The following is a 15,036-nucleotide window of genomic DNA, read 5'->3' as shown; positions in this document are numbered from 1 at the left end:
GTATTCGATGAATACAAGGAAGTTTATCTTTTTCACACAGCATCCCGTTCCAGCTCAAATCGGCTAACTAACTTTAGCCCGAGTTCAATTCAACTTGTAAATCTACAAGTTGAAACCAACAATAGCATGAAAACATTGAGAACGGGTAGGTCCTGCCTATCCGTTTTTATTAAAATCGTGTTATAATAGAATAGAAATCAAAAATAAATAGGAGAAACAAACCTCATGGCACGCGAATTTTCACTTGAAAAAACTCGTAATATCGGTATCATGGCTCACGTCGATGCTGGTAAAACAACAACTACTGAGCGTATTCTTTACTACACTGGTAAAATCCACAAAATCGGTGAAACTCACGAAGGTGCGTCACAAATGGACTGGATGGAGCAAGAGCAAGAGCGTGGTATCACTATCACATCTGCTGCGACAACAGCTCAATGGAACAACCACCGCGTAAACATTATCGACACACCAGGACACGTGGACTTCACAATCGAAGTACAACGTTCTCTTCGTGTATTGGATGGTGCGGTTACCGTTCTTGACTCACAATCAGGTGTTGAGCCTCAAACTGAAACAGTTTGGCGTCAAGCAACTGAGTATGGAGTTCCACGTATCGTATTTGCTAACAAAATGGACAAAATCGGTGCTGACTTCCTTTACTCAGTAAGCACACTTCACGATCGTCTTCAAGCAAATGCACACCCAATTCAATTGCCAATCGGTTCTGAAGATGACTTCCGTGGTATCATCGACTTGATTAAGATGAAAGCTGAAATCTATACTAACGACCTTGGTACAGATATCCTTGAAGAAGATATTCCAGCTGAATACCTTGACCAAGCTCAAGAATACCGTGAAAAATTGATTGAAGCAGTTGCTGAAACTGACGAAGAATTGATGATGAAATACCTCGAAGGTGAAGAAATCACTAACGAAGAATTGAAAGCTGGTATCCGTAAAGCGACTATCAACGTTGAATTCTTCCCAGTATTGTGTGGTTCTGCCTTCAAGAACAAAGGTGTTCAATTGATGCTTGATGCGGTTATCGACTACCTTCCAAGCCCACTTGATATCCCAGCGATCAAAGGTATTAACCCAGATACAGACGAAGAAGAAACTCGTCCAGCATCTGACGAAGAGCCATTTGCAGCTCTTGCCTTCAAGATCATGACTGACCCATTCGTAGGTCGTTTGACATTCTTCCGTGTTTACTCAGGTGTTCTTCAATCAGGTTCATACGTATTGAACACTTCTAAAGGTAAACGTGAACGTATCGGACGTATCCTTCAAATGCACGCTAACAGCCGTCAAGAAATTGACACTGTTTACTCAGGTGATATCGCTGCTGCCGTTGGTTTGAAAGATACTACAACTGGTGACTCATTGACAGATGAAAAAGCTAAAATCATCCTTGAATCAATCAACGTTCCAGAACCAGTTATCCAATTGATGGTTGAGCCAAAATCTAAAGCTGACCAAGATAAGATGGGTATTGCCCTTCAAAAATTGGCTGAAGAAGATCCAACATTCCGCGTTGAAACAAACGTTGAAACTGGTGAAACAGTTATCTCTGGTATGGGTGAGCTTCACCTTGACGTCCTTGTTGACCGTATGCGTCGTGAGTTCAAAGTTGAAGCGAACGTAGGTGCTCCTCAAGTATCTTACCGTGAAACATTCCGCGCTTCTACTCAAGCACGTGGATTCTTCAAACGTCAGTCTGGTGGTAAAGGTCAATTCGGTGATGTATGGATTGAATTTACTCCAAACGAAGAAGGTAAAGGATTCGAATTTGAAAACGCAATCGTCGGTGGTGTGGTTCCTCGTGAATTTATCCCAGCGGTTGAAAAAGGTTTGGTAGAGTCTATGGCTAACGGTGTTCTTGCAGGTTACCCAATGGTTGACGTTAAAGCTAAGCTTTACGATGGTTCATACCACGATGTCGACTCATCTGAAACTGCCTTCAAGATCGCGGCTTCACTTGCTCTTAAAGAAGCTGCTAAATCAGCACAACCAGCTATCCTTGAGCCAATGATGCTTGTAACAATCACTGTTCCAGAAGAAAACCTTGGTGATGTTATGGGTCACGTAACTGCTCGTCGTGGACGTGTAGATGGTATGGAAGCACATGGTAACAGCCAAATCGTTCGTGCTTACGTTCCACTTGCTGAAATGTTCGGTTACGCAACAGTTCTTCGTTCTGCATCTCAAGGACGTGGTACATTCATGATGGTATTTGACCACTATGAAGATGTACCTAAGTCAGTACAAGAAGAAATCATTAAGAAAAACAAAGGTGAAGACTAATCAGTCCTCGCTCTAGAAGGAAGTCACTTAATGGCTTCCTTTTTTGTATAGTTATGATAAATTTCATTAACTCTGCAAACGTGTAGTGCACTTAAAAAAATTTCATATAAAAATGAGTTAAAGAAATTTGCGGAAGAAATATATAATTATAAATAGAAATAAGTTGAAAAGAATATAAAATATCTTTTAAAAGATTATAAAAAAAGGATAATATTCATAAATAAACGTTAAAATAGAAAATTCAGAAAATTTCTTCTTTTCTCTTGAAAAATTTTGAAAAAATGGTATGATAGTAACAAGTTATTTTTAAGTGAAGAGAAAGGGGAACAATGGAGAAAATCAGTTTAGAATCTCCTAAGACGGGGTCGGACCTAGTTTTGGAAACACTTCGTGATTTAGGAATTGATACCATCTTTGGTTATCCTGGTGGTGCGGTCTTGCCTTTTTATGATGCGATATATAATTTTAAAGGCATTCGCCACATTCTAGGACGCCATGAGCAAGGTTGTTTGCATGAAGCTGAAGGTTATGCCAAATCAACTGGAAAGTTGGGTGTTGCTGTCGTCACTAGCGGACCAGGAGCAACAAATGCCATTACAGGAATTGCGGATGCTATGAGCGATAGCGTTCCCCTTTTGGTCTTTACAGGTCAGGTGGCGCGAGCTGGAATTGGGAAGGATGCCTTTCAGGAGGCAGACATCGTGGGAATTACCATGCCAATCACTAAGTACAATTACCAAGTTCGTGAGACAGCTGATATTCCGCGTATCATTACGGAAGCTGTTCATATTGCAACTACAGGTCGACCAGGCCCAGTCGTTATTGACCTACCAAAAGATGTATCTGCTTTGGAAACAGACTTCATTTATTCACCAGAAGTGAAGCTACCAAGCTATCAACCAACTCTTGAGCCAAATGATATGCAAATTAAGAAAATCTTGAAGCAATTATCCAAGGCTAAAAAGCCAGTCTTGCTAGCTGGTGGTGGAATTAGTTATGCTGAAGCTGCGGCAGAACTAAATGAATTTGCAGAACGCTATCAAATTCCAGTAGTAACCAGTCTTTTGGGACAAGGAACGATTGCAACGAGTCATCCACTCTTCCTTGGAATGGGAGGCATGCATGGGTCATTCGCAGCTAATATTGCCATGACAGAAGCTGATTTTATGATTAGTATTGGTTGTCGTTTCGATGACCGCTTGACGGGGAATCCTAAGACCTTTGCTAAGAATGCTAAGGTTGCTCACATTGATATTGACCCAGCCGAGATTGGTAAGATTATCAGTGCAGATATTCCTGTAGTTGGAGATGCTAAGAAAGCCTTGCAAATGTTGCTGGCTGAACCGACAGTTCATAACAATACTGAAAAATGGATTGAGAAAGTTACTAAAGACAAGAACCGTGTTCGTTCTTATGACAAGAAAGAGCGTGTGGTCCAACCGCAAGCTGTTATTGAACGAATTGGTGAACTGACGAATGGAGATGCCATTGTGGTAACAGACGTTGGTCAACACCAAATGTGGACAGCCCAGTATTATCCATACCAAAATGAACGTCAGTTAGTGACCTCAGGAGGTTTGGGAACCATGGGATTCGGAATTCCAGCAGCAATCGGTGCTAAAATTGCTAACCCGGATAAGGAAGTAGTCTTGTTTGTTGGGGATGGTGGTTTCCAAATGACTAACCAGGAATTGGCTATTTTGAACATTTACAAGGTACCAATCAAGGTGGTTATGCTGAACAACCACTCACTTGGAATGGTTCGTCAGTGGCAGGAATCCTTCTATGAAGGTAGAACATCTGAGTCAGTCTTTGATACCCTTCCTGATTTCCAATTGATGGCGCAAGCTTATGGCATTAAAAACTATAAGTTTGATGATCCTGAGACCTTGACTCAAGACCTTGAAGTCATCACTGAGGATGTTCCTATGCTAATCGAGGTAGATATTTCTCGTAAGGAACAGGTGTTACCGATGGTACCAGCTGGTAAGAGTAATCATGAGATGTTGGGGGTGAAGTTCCATGCGTAGAATGTTAACGGCAAAACTACAAAATCGTTCAGGAGTCCTCAATCGCTTTACTGGTGTTCTGTCTCGTCGTCAGGTTAATATCGAAAGTATCTCTGTTGGAGCAACAGAAGATCCGAATGTATCGCGTATTACCATTATTATTGATGTAGCTTCACATGATGAAGTGGAGCAAATCATTAAGCAACTTAATCGTCAGATTGATGTGATTCGCATTCGAGATATTACAGACAAGCCTCATTTGGAGCGCGAGGTGATTTTGGTTAAGATGTCAGCGCCAGCTGAGAAGCGAGCTGAGATTCTAGCGATTATTCAACCTTTCCGTGCAACGGTGGTAGACGTAGCGCCAAGCTCGATTACCATTCAGATGACAGGAAATGCTGAAAAGAGTGAAGCTCTATTGCGAGTCATTCGACCATACGGTATTCGCAATATCGCTAGAACGGGTGCAACTGGATTTACCCGCGATTAATACTCTTCGAAAATCTCTTCAAACCACGTCAGCGTCGCCTTACCGTACTCAAGTACAACCTGCGGCTAGCTTCCTAGTTTGCTCTTTGATTTTCATTGAGTATAAAAATCCAACTTAAATTTGTTAAACCAGCCTAAAAGGCAATAAATAATAGAAAAGAGAGAAAAACTATGGCAGTTCAAATGGAATATGAAAAAGATGTTAAAGTAGCAGCACTTGACGGTAAAAAAATTGCCGTTATCGGTTATGGTTCACAAGGACATGCGCATGCTCAAAACTTGCGTGATTCAGGTCGCGATGTTATCATCGGTGTACGTCCAGGTAAATCTTTTGACAAAGCAAAAGAAGACGGATTTGACACTTACACAGTAGCAGAAGCTACTAAATTGGCTGATGTTATCATGATTTTGGCACCAGACGAAATCCAACAAGAATTGTACGAAGCAGAAATCGCTCCAAACTTGGAAGCTGGAAACGCAGTTGGATTTGCTCATGGTTTCAACATCCACTTTGAATTTATCAAAGTTCCTGCAGATGTAGATGTTTTCATGTGTGCTCCTAAAGGACCAGGACACTTGGTACGTCGTACTTATGAAGAAGGATTTGGTGTTCCAGCTCTTTACGCAGTATATCAAGATGCAACAGGAAATGCGAAAAACATTGCTATGGACTGGTGTAAAGGTGTTGGAGCAGCTCGTGTAGGTCTTCTTGAAACAACATACAAAGAAGAAACTGAAGAAGATTTGTTTGGTGAACAAGCTGTACTTTGTGGTGGTTTGACTGCCCTTATCGAAGCAGGTTTCGAAGTCTTGACAGAAGCAGGTTACGCTCCAGAATTGGCTTACTTTGAAGTTCTTCACGAAATGAAATTGATTGTTGACTTGATCTACGAAGGTGGATTCAAGAAAATGCGTCAATCTATTTCAAACACTGCTGAGTACGGTGACTATGTATCAGGTCCACGTGTGATTACTGAGCAGGTTAAAGAAAACATGAAAGCTGTCTTGGCAGACATCCAAAATGGTAAATTTGCAAACGACTTTGTAAATGACTATAAAGCTGGACGTCCAAAATTGACTGCTTACCGTGAACAAGCAGCTAACCTTGAAATTGAAAAAGTTGGTGCAGAATTGCGTAAAGCAATGCCTTTCGTTGGTAAAAATGACGATGATGCATTCAAAATCTATAACTAATTGATAGAAATTAAGGTGAAGGCGAGTTGGGGGACTAACTCGCTTTTATAATCAATTCAGCTTTCTTTTAAGAGGATGGATTGAGATAAGTATGAAATAGTCTAGGAGAAAAAGATGTTAAGTTCAAAAGATATCATCAAGGCTCATAAGGTCTTGAATGGTGTGGTCGTTAATACACCGCTTGATTATGACCATTATTTATCGGAGAAGTATGGTGCTAAGATTTATTTGAAAAAGGAAAATGCTCAACGTGTTCGCTCTTTTAAAATTCGTGGTGCCTATTATGCCATTTCCCAGCTCAGCAAGGAAGAACGTGAGCGTGGGGTAGTCTGCGCTTCTGCGGGGAATCATGCGCAGGGAGTTGCCTATACTTGTAATGAGATGAAAATTCCTGCTACTATTTTTATGCCAATTACTACTCCGCAACAAAAGATTGGTCAAGTTCGCTTTTTTGGTGGGGATTTTGTAACCATTAAACTAGTTGGGGATACCTTTGATGCTTCAGCCAAAGCAGCCCAAGAATTTACAGTCTCTGAAAATCGTACCTTTATTGATCCCTTTGATGATGCCCATGTTCAAGCAGGCCAAGGAACCGTTGCTTATGAGATTTTAGAAGAAGCTCGAAAAGAATCGATTGATTTTGATGCTGTTTTGGTCCCTGTTGGCGGGGGTGGTCTCATTGCTGGGGTTTCTACCTATATCAAGGAAACAAGTCCAGAAATTGAAGTTATCGGAGTAGAGGCTAATGGGGCACGTTCTATGAAAGCTGCCTTTGAAGCTGGTGGACCTGTTAAACTCAAAGAAATTGACAAATTTGCGGATGGGATTGCTGTACAAAAGGTAGGTCAATTGACCTATGAAGCAACTCGTCAACATGTTCAAAACTTAGTAGGTGTCGATGAGGGACTGATTTCTGAAACATTGATTGACCTTTACTCTAAGCAAGGGATTGTCGCAGAACCTGCTGGAGCGGCTAGTATCGCTTCTTTAGAGGTTTTGGCTGAATATATCAAGGGGAAAACCATTTGTTGTATCATTTCTGGAGGAAATAATGATATCAACCGTATGCCGGAAATGGAAGAGCGTGCCTTGATTTATGATGGGATCAAGCATTACTTTGTGGTTAATTTTCCACAGCGTCCGGGGGCTTTGCGTGAGTTTGTAAATGATATCTTGGGGCCAAATGATGATATCACACGTTTTGAGTATATTAAGCGAGCTAGCAAGGGGACAGGACCAGTATTAATTGGGATTGCCTTGGCAGATAAGCATGATTATGCAGGCTTGATTCGTCGAATGGAAGGTTTTGATCCATCTTATATTAACTTAAATGGTAATGAAACGCTCTATAATATGCTTGTCTGAGGACTAATAAAAAAATATCATATTATTTGCACAACTGATGTATAGGTGCTATAATGAGGGTGAAGAAAGGGGGCGATTCCTATGGACTTAGGAAATCGATTACGCTATTTCTATCACAAGTCATTATAGTACCTATTATTTTTTGATTCAGTTTATAGTAAGAGAGTAAAATTACTTGTTATATATAAGGAGTATTTTTAGAATCCACTATTTTATATATGTCTAATCTGAAATTTGGTTAAATATAATAGGAATTAGAAAAAATAATCAATACTAATGAGAAACCTTATACTGAGTTAACTGAGAAGAGTGATAAGATACTAAGAAGATAAAAACAGTGGAAAATGTTAGAAGATAGGATACTATTGTCTCCTAACGACTCATCTTTTTATAGGTTTGAAGAAATAAAAAGGAATATTGATAAAGTAAATAAATAGTACCAGTTGATCAAGTGAAAAGTGCTTATAAAGGCAGGAAGAATATCAAAGAAGGAGAAGAGAAATAATAGTTAGTAATAGTGTGGAGAGAAAGTCTTTCACTATTAGAAATATTGTTTTAAAGTTGGATAAATAGAATAAAGTTGAAGATAAAACCTGTCTAACCTATCCCGAACTGGCATTTGTAAATTATGAATATTTTTACAAACAAAAGAGTTAATAATACAATTATTTTAAAGGTATTTACTAATGGTTTATAGTAAGTAAAAACCTATATATTATCGGCTTTAATAAGATAGTAACAGAAAAATAAATCATTAATTTTATTGAATATATGTTTTTTTATTGACAAAACACATAAAAACGTATACAATTAAATATCGTAAAGAAGAAAATAGGAGAAGGACATGGCTAAGTCAAACTTTGAAAAAGTAGAATCAGTTGTTGGCTGGGTTCGTGATAAGAAGATCACAGGCTACCGTATCTCTAAAGAAACGAATGCGCGTGAAATGTCTATCATTGCTCTAGCGCAGGGTCGTGCAAAAGTTAAAAATATTTCGTTTGAAACGGCTCTAGGTTTAATTGATTTCTATGATAAAAATCATGAAAAATTTGAAGATTAATCTTTGGATAATGGTGGATTCTTGAATAGGGTCTGCCTTTTCATTTTTTGGTTAGTAAAAAGACTGCACGGTTGATGCAGCCTTTTCTTTTTATTTGAGATAACGTTGAAGGAATTCTTTTGTACGCTCTTCTTTAGGATTGGTGAAGAGGTCTTCTGGTTTGCCTTCTTCAGCAATCACGCCCTTATCCATAAAGATAACACGGTGAGAGACATCACGGGCAAATTCCATCTCGTGGGTTACAACAATCATAGTCAAGCCTTCCTGAGCTAAATCCTGCATGATTTTGAGGACTTCTCCAACCATTTCTGGATCGAGAGCTGATGTTGGTTCATCAAAGAGAATAGCGTCAGGATTCATTGAAAGGGCACGAGCGATGGCCACACGTTGTTTTTGACCACCTGAGAGTTGTTTTGGCTTGGCTTGCCAATAGCGTTCTCCCATGCCGACCTTTTCCAAGTTTTCTTTGGCAATCTTTTCAGCTTCTGCACGTTCGCGTTTAAGGACAGTTGTCTGAGCGACGATTGTATTTTCAAGCACGTTGAGATTTTCAAAGAGGTTAAAGGATTGGAAAACCATTCCCAACTTTTCACGGTATTGCGTGAGGTCATAGCCTTTTTCGAGGACGTTTTGTCCATGATAAAGGATTTGACCATCAGTTGGTGTTTCAAGTAGGTTAATGGAGCGTAGGAAGGTTGATTTCCCGCTTCCAGAGCTTCCGATGATAGAGATGACCTCTCCCTTGTGGACAGTGAGAGAAATATCTTTTAGCACTTCGTTTTGTCCATAGGATTTTTTGAGGTGTTTAATTTCAAGGATTGCTTGTGTCATTATTTCAAATCCTCCGTTTGCATTTGGTTAGCACCTGTAGTATAGGTATCCATGTCCATTCGGCGCTCGATGAAGCGTAGGATACGTGTTACGGTGAAGGTGAGGACAAAGTAAATCACTGCGATGATTGTAAATGTCTGGAAGTATTGATAGGTTTGCGTCGCCACGGTATTTCCTGAGAAATAAAGTTCAACAACAGAGATAACGTTCAATACAGATGTATCTTTGATATTGATGACAAATTCATTACCAGTTGCTGGCAGGATGTTACGGACTACTTGAGGTAGGACAATCTTACGCATGGTTTGGTTATGAGTCATACCAAGAGCAGTAGCGGCTTCAAATTGTCCCTTGTCAACTGCTAGGATACCACCACGGACGATTTCAGTCATGTAGGCACCGGTGTTGATCGAAACGATGAAGATAGCAGCTAGTGTACGGTCAAGGTTGATACCGAAAGCTTGGGCAGTTCCATAGTAGATAACCATCGATTGAACAATCATTGGTGTACCACGGAAAATTTCAATGTAGACATTGAGGATCCAGCCGACTAGTTTTTGTAGACCATAAATGGCTTTATTCTCAGATAGAGGAGCAGTACGGAAGACACCAATGGCAAGGCCAATAATGAGACCTGTGATGGTGCCGACAATAGAGATTAAAAGAGTGACACCAGCACCACGCAAAAGTTGTTGCCAGTTTTCAGAAAGAATTTTAGCGACTTGGCTAAAGAAACTACTGCTAGTCTCTTCAGTTGTTGTAGCTTCGGCAGGTTGTTCCTTAATCATACGATCCATCAAGGCAACTTGGTCGTCTTTTGAAATGGTTTCAATGCTGGCATTGATTTGGCTAATACGGTTGTCATCTTTACGGAGTCCAATGGCGATAGCTGTATCTTCTTCCCCCGTTTTGAAACCTGGTTCTACTTGAACCATCTTGAACTTAGAGTTAGCAGCTTCAGCAGTCAGTGCTTCTGGGCGTTCAGAAACATAGGCATCGATGACACCAGCCTCAAGAGCTTGGCGCATTTGAGCGAAGTCTCCCATGGCTGTTTCTTTTTTAGCACCCGGGATTTGTGTAATCAAGTCGTAGAGGTAGACACCTTGTTGAGAAGTGATTTTCGCACCATTAAAGTCATCCAAAGATTTAGCACTTGCGTAGGCAGAATCTTTTTTGACAAGCAAAACTGGTTCGCTAGTGTAGTAACTGCTTGAAAAGGCAATTTCTTGTTTACGCTCGGCAGTAGGACTCATACCTGCGATAATCATGTCAATCTTACCAGAAGTAAGGGCAGGGACTAGACCTTCCCACTTTGTTTTAACAACCAAAGGTTCTTTACCTAAGTCCTTAGCGATTTTCTTGGCGATTTGAACATCGTATCCGTTAGCATACTGGTTAGTCCCATCGATTTTGACAGCTCCATTGCTATCATCGTCCTGAGTCCAGTTAAAGGGAGCATATGCTGCTTCCATCCCGATGCGTAAATATTCATCGGCTTGGGCAACATTGACAAGTCCCAGCATCAGCAAGAGACTTGTGAAAATAGATAAGTATATTTTTCTCATGATTTCTCCTATTTCTAATCTATTAAAAAATAACTGTCTCCTATTTTATCGAAAAAAACTCTATTTTTCAATATAGGTAAGCCCTTACTTGTGAAAAAATGATATAATGATAGCAAAGATAAAAAGGGGGCTTAGTTGATGAAAAAAACTTTTTTCTTACTGGTGTTAGGCTTGTTTTGCCTTTTGCCATTCTCTGTTTTTGCCATTGATTTCAAGATAAACTCTTATCAAGGGGATTTGTATATTCATGCAGACAATACAGCAGAATTTAGACAGAAGATAGTTTATCAGTTTGAGGAGGACTTTAAGGGACAAATCGTAGGACTTGGACGTGCTGGTAAGATGCCTAGCGGGTTTGACATTGACCCTCATCCAAAGGTTCAGGCCGCGAAAAACGGTGCTGAACTGACAGATGTTACTAGCGAAGTGACAGAAGAAGCGAATGGTTATACTGTGAAAGTCTACAATTCAGGTCAGGAGGGTGACATAGTTGAAGTTGACCTCACATGGAATTTAAAAAATTTGCTTTTTCTATATGATGACATCGCTGAATTAAATTGGCAACCTCTGACAGATAGTTCAGGAACTATTGGCAAGTTTGAATTTCATGTAAGGGGGGACAAGGGAGCTGAAAAACTCTTTTTCCATACAGGGAAACTCTTTAGAGAGGGAACGGTTGAAAAGAGTAACCTTGATTATACTATCCGTTTAGACAATCTTCCGGCTAAGCGTGGAGTTGAATTGCATGCCTATTGGCCTCGGACCGATTTTGCTAGCGCTAGGGATCAGGGATTGAAAGGGAATCGTTTAGAAGAGTTTAATAAGATAGAAGACTCGATTGTTAAAGAAAAGGAGCAGAGTAAACAACTTGTTACGTGGGTCTTTCCTTCCATACTTTCCATCTCCTTGTTATTGAGTGTCTGCTTCTATTTCATCTATAGAAGAAAGGCCACTCCTTCAGTCAAATATGCAAAAAATCATCGTCTCTATGAACCACCAATGGAATTAGAACCTATGGTTTTATCAGAAGCTGTCTACTCGACCTCCTTGGAGGAAGTGAGTCCTCTAACAAAAGGAGCAGGTAAATTTACCTTTGACCAACTTATTCAAGCTACCTTGTTAGATGTGATAGATCGTGGAAATGTCTCTATCATTTCAGAAGGAGATGCAGTTGGCTTGAGGCTGGTAAAAGAAGATGGTTTGTCAAGTTTTGAGAAAGACTGCCTAAATCTGGCTTTTTCAGGCAAAAAAGAAGAAACTCTTTCCAATTTGTTTGCGGATTACAAGGTATCTGATAGTCTTTATCGTAGAGCAAAAGTCTCTGATGAAAAACGGATTCAAGCAAAGGGGCGTCAGCTCAAATCTTCTTTTGAAGAAGTATTGAAAGAGATGCAAGAAGGAGTGAGAAATAGAGTTACCTTCTGGGGGCTTCCGGATTACTACCGTCCTTTAACTGGTTTGGAAAAGGCCTTGCAAGTAGGTATGGGTGTCTTGACTATCTTGCCCCTATTTATCGGATTTGGTTTGTTCTTGTACAGTTTGGATGCTCATGCTTATTTATACCTCCCCTTGCCAATACTTGGTTTTCTAGGTTTGGTTTTGGCTGTTTTCTATTATTGGAAGCTTCGGCTAGATAATCGTGATGGTGTCCTGAATGAAGCAGGGGCAGAAGTCTACTATCTCTGGACCAGTTTTGAAAATATGTTACGTGAGATTGCGCGATTGGATCAGGCTGAATTGGAAAGTATTGTGGTCTGGAATCGCCTTTTGGTCTATGCGACCTTATTTGGTTATGCGGACAAGGTCAGCCATTTGATGAAGATTCATCAGATTAAAGTGGGAAATCCAGATATCAATCTCTATGTAGATTATGGCTGGCACGGTATGTTTTATCATTCAAGCGCGCAAATGAGCCATTATGCCAGCATCGCAAACACAGCAAGTACCTATTCCGTATCTTCTGGAAATGGAAGTTCTGGTGGTGGCTTCTCCGGAGGTGGAGGCGGTGGTAGTATCGGTGCCTTTTAAAGAGAACTGTCACAGACTGAAAAAATATGCTATAATGGAAGATAGAAAAAGGAGTAATCTATGTATCTTATTGAAATTTTAAAATCTATCTTCTTCGGTATTGTTGAAGGAATTACGGAATGGCTGCCGATTTCAAGTACAGGTCACTTGATTTTAGCAGAGGAATTTATCCAATACCAAAATCAGAATGAAGCTTTTATGTCCATGTTTAATGTCGTGATTCAGCTTGGTGCTATTTTAGCAGTCATGGTTATTTACTTTAATAAGCTCAATCCCTTTAAACCGGGTAAAGACAAGCAGGAAGTTCGTCGAACTTGGCAATTGTGGTCTAAAGTTCTTGTAGCTACTTTACCTTTGCTTGCTGTATTTAAGTTTGATGATTGGTTTGATACCCACTTCCATAACATGGTTTCAGTTGCTCTTATGTTGATTATTTATGGGATTGCCTTTATCTATTTGGAAAAGCGCAATAAAGCGCGTGCTATCGAGCCAAGTGTGACAGAGTTGGACAAGCTTCCTTATACGACAGCCTTCTATATCGGTCTTTTCCAAGTTCTTGCCCTTTTACCAGGAACTAGTCGTTCTGGGGCAACGATTGTCGGTGGTTTGTTGAATGGAACTAGTCGTTCTGTTGTGACAGAATTTACCTTCTATCTTGGAATTCCTGTTATGTTTGGAGCCAGTGCCTTAAAGATTTTCAAATTTGTAAAAGCAGGACAACTCTTGAACTTTGGGCAATTGTTCTTGCTCTTGGTTGCGATGGGAGTAGCTTTTGCAGTCAGCATGGTCGCTATTCGCTTCTTGACCAGCTATGTGAAAAAACACGACTTTACCCTTTTCGGTAAATACCGCATCGTGCTTGGTAGTATCTTATTGCTTTATAGCTTTGTTCGTTTATTTGTATAAGAAAAACCTTGAAGGGGCAGCTCTTCAAGGTTTTAAAATCCAGTCACGGTAATCCCCAATAGGCGGACACCTTTTTCTTTCTCGCTTAATTCTTCATAGAGCTGCAGGGCTATTTGGTTTATCTGACTAGCGTCCTGTGTTTTTTGAGCAAGACTTTTTCGTTTAGTAAGAGTTGAAAAATCCTCGTAGCGGATTTTCAAAATGACAATTTTTCCAACTTTTTCTTGTTGATGTAGATTGAGAGCGACTCTTTCTGATAGGAGAGTCAGCTCTTTTTTGATATCTTCCTCAGCACGGAGAATCTTCCCATAGGTTTTCTCCTTCCCGATTGACTTACGGATGCGATTGGATTTGACGGGGGAATTGTGGATGCCACGAGCCTTTCGATAAAGGTCATAACCTAGTCTACCAAAACGGTCTATCAGGGTCACTTCAGGAACTTCAAGTAGGTCAGCGCCAGTAAAAATACCCATTTGATGAAGTCTTTTCACCGTCTTTTTTCCTACTCCATGAAACTTGGAAATATCCATTTGTTTGAGAAAGTCCTCAGCCTGGTTAGGTAGAATCACTGTCAGACCATGTGGCTTTTGATAATCACTGGCCATTTTAGCTAAGAATTTGTTGTAGGAAACGCCAGCAGAAGCAGTCAGGTGCAGTTCTTGCCAGATATCTTTTTGAATGAGGCGAGCAATTTTGACCGCTGACTTGATGCCGAGTTTATTTTCTGTTACATCCAAATAGGCTTCGTCGATGCTCATGGGTTCAATCAAATCTGTATAGCGCTTAAAAATCGCTCGAATCTGGAGGCCCACAGCTTTATATTTTTCATAATTTCCTGAGATGAAGACGGCCTGGGGGCAACGTTCGTAGGCTTCTTTAGAACTCATGGCTGAATGGACACCAAAAGCTCGCGCCTCATAGCTACAAGTGGAAACGACACCACGCCCACCTGTTTGCCGAGGGTCGCTTCCGATAATGACAGGTTTTCCTCTAAGTTTAGGATTATCTCTGATTTCTACCGCAGCAAAAAAGGCATCCATGTCAATATGGATGATCTTTCTTGACAAATTATTTAACAAAGGAAAAATCAACATGCCTGGCCCCCCTTTTTACAGCTTATTTTCTTTTATTATACCCTTTTTTCTGAAAAAAAGAAAAAAGGCTTTATTTTTTTCAAAAATATAATACAGTTTAGGGCGAAATATAGACTGTTTTAGAAAAGAAAGTGTAAAAATAGGCCTTTTCCACTTGTTGAAATCGGTTACTGTGTGGTATACTTGTC

11 protein-coding genes are annotated in these 15,036 nt (G+C 40.2%); 8 read left to right on the top strand and 3 right to left on the bottom strand.

Going from position 1 to position 15,036, the window contains the following annotated elements; translation table 11 throughout:
- Window positions 1-225 precede the first annotated feature (225 nt).
- From fusA to HMPREF2613_RS07685, 6 genes are all read left to right on the top strand, one after another.
- A complete protein-coding gene (gene fusA, locus HMPREF2613_RS07710) occupies window positions 226-2,307 on the top strand; it encodes an elongation factor G (protein ID WP_000090348.1) in 2,082 nt (693 codons plus the stop codon).
- A 329-nt stretch (window positions 2,308-2,636) separates the two neighbouring features.
- Window positions 2,637-4,337 carry an acetolactate synthase large subunit gene (locus HMPREF2613_RS07705; RefSeq protein ID WP_070479925.1) on the top strand — a complete coding sequence of 567 codons (1,701 nt, stop codon included), beginning with the start codon at window positions 2,637-2,639 and terminating at the stop codon, window positions 4,335-4,337.
- Window positions 4,330-4,806, top strand: coding sequence for an acetolactate synthase small subunit (ilvN, locus tag HMPREF2613_RS07700; RefSeq protein ID WP_001253803.1), 477 nt, complete (start codon window positions 4,330-4,332; stop codon window positions 4,804-4,806). The genes HMPREF2613_RS07705 and ilvN overlap by 8 nt, the downstream gene beginning before the upstream one ends.
- A gap of 170 nt (window positions 4,807-4,976) precedes the next feature.
- Window positions 4,977-5,999 carry a ketol-acid reductoisomerase gene (gene ilvC / locus HMPREF2613_RS07695; protein WP_000290683.1) on the top strand — a complete coding sequence of 341 codons (1,023 nt, stop codon included), beginning with the start codon at window positions 4,977-4,979 and terminating at the stop codon, window positions 5,997-5,999.
- Window positions 6,000-6,113: 114 nt separating this feature from the next.
- Window positions 6,114-7,364: a threonine ammonia-lyase IlvA gene (ilvA, locus tag HMPREF2613_RS07690; RefSeq protein ID WP_070479923.1), complete on the top strand. Its 1,251-nt coding sequence runs from the start codon at window positions 6,114-6,116 to the stop codon at window positions 7,362-7,364.
- 844 nt (window positions 7,365-8,208) lie between these two features.
- Window positions 8,209-8,424: a capsule biosynthesis transcriptional regulator gene (locus tag HMPREF2613_RS07685; RefSeq protein ID WP_001130035.1), complete on the top strand. Its 216-nt coding sequence runs from the start codon at window positions 8,209-8,211 to the stop codon at window positions 8,422-8,424.
- A gap of 90 nt (window positions 8,425-8,514) precedes the next feature.
- Here HMPREF2613_RS07685 and HMPREF2613_RS07680 read toward each other — a convergent pair whose 3' ends face one another.
- Both HMPREF2613_RS07680 and HMPREF2613_RS07675 read right to left on the bottom strand, forming a co-directional pair.
- Complete coding sequence (locus HMPREF2613_RS07680) at window positions 8,515-9,255, bottom strand: amino acid ABC transporter ATP-binding protein (protein ID WP_049487447.1); 741 nt, start codon at window positions 9,253-9,255, stop codon at window positions 8,515-8,517.
- Window positions 9,255-10,820 (bottom strand): ABC transporter substrate-binding protein/permease, encoded by a 1,566-nt coding sequence (locus tag HMPREF2613_RS07675; RefSeq protein ID WP_070479921.1) that lies wholly within the window; start codon window positions 10,818-10,820, stop codon window positions 9,255-9,257. Before HMPREF2613_RS07675 ends, HMPREF2613_RS07680 begins: the two co-directional genes overlap by 1 nt.
- A gap of 138 nt (window positions 10,821-10,958) precedes the next feature.
- Between HMPREF2613_RS07675 and HMPREF2613_RS07670 the strand changes: the two genes are divergently transcribed.
- Together HMPREF2613_RS07670 and HMPREF2613_RS07665 are read left to right on the top strand one after the other, a co-directional pair.
- On the top strand, window positions 10,959-12,848 hold the full coding sequence (locus HMPREF2613_RS07670; RefSeq protein ID WP_070479919.1) for a DUF2207 domain-containing protein: 1,890 nt from the start codon (window positions 10,959-10,961) through the stop codon (window positions 12,846-12,848).
- A gap of 60 nt (window positions 12,849-12,908) precedes the next feature.
- Entirely contained in the window at window positions 12,909-13,754 is an 846-nt protein-coding gene (locus HMPREF2613_RS07665) for an undecaprenyl-diphosphate phosphatase (protein WP_061589580.1), read from the top strand.
- Between the two features lie 32 nt (window positions 13,755-13,786).
- On the opposite strand, the gene dinB is transcribed toward HMPREF2613_RS07665, so the two are convergent.
- Complete coding sequence (gene dinB, locus HMPREF2613_RS07660; RefSeq protein ID WP_064276713.1) at window positions 13,787-14,848, bottom strand: DNA polymerase IV; 1,062 nt, start codon at window positions 14,846-14,848, stop codon at window positions 13,787-13,789.
- Between the last annotated feature and the right edge of the window lie 188 nt (window positions 14,849-15,036).

It is taken from the genome of Streptococcus sp. HMSC070B10, assembly GCF_001808665.1.
In the GTDB taxonomy this organism is placed as follows: domain Bacteria; phylum Bacillota; class Bacilli; order Lactobacillales; family Streptococcaceae; genus Streptococcus.
The sequence above is the reverse complement of the archived record's forward strand: the minus strand, read 5'-3'. Positions and strand labels throughout refer to the sequence as shown.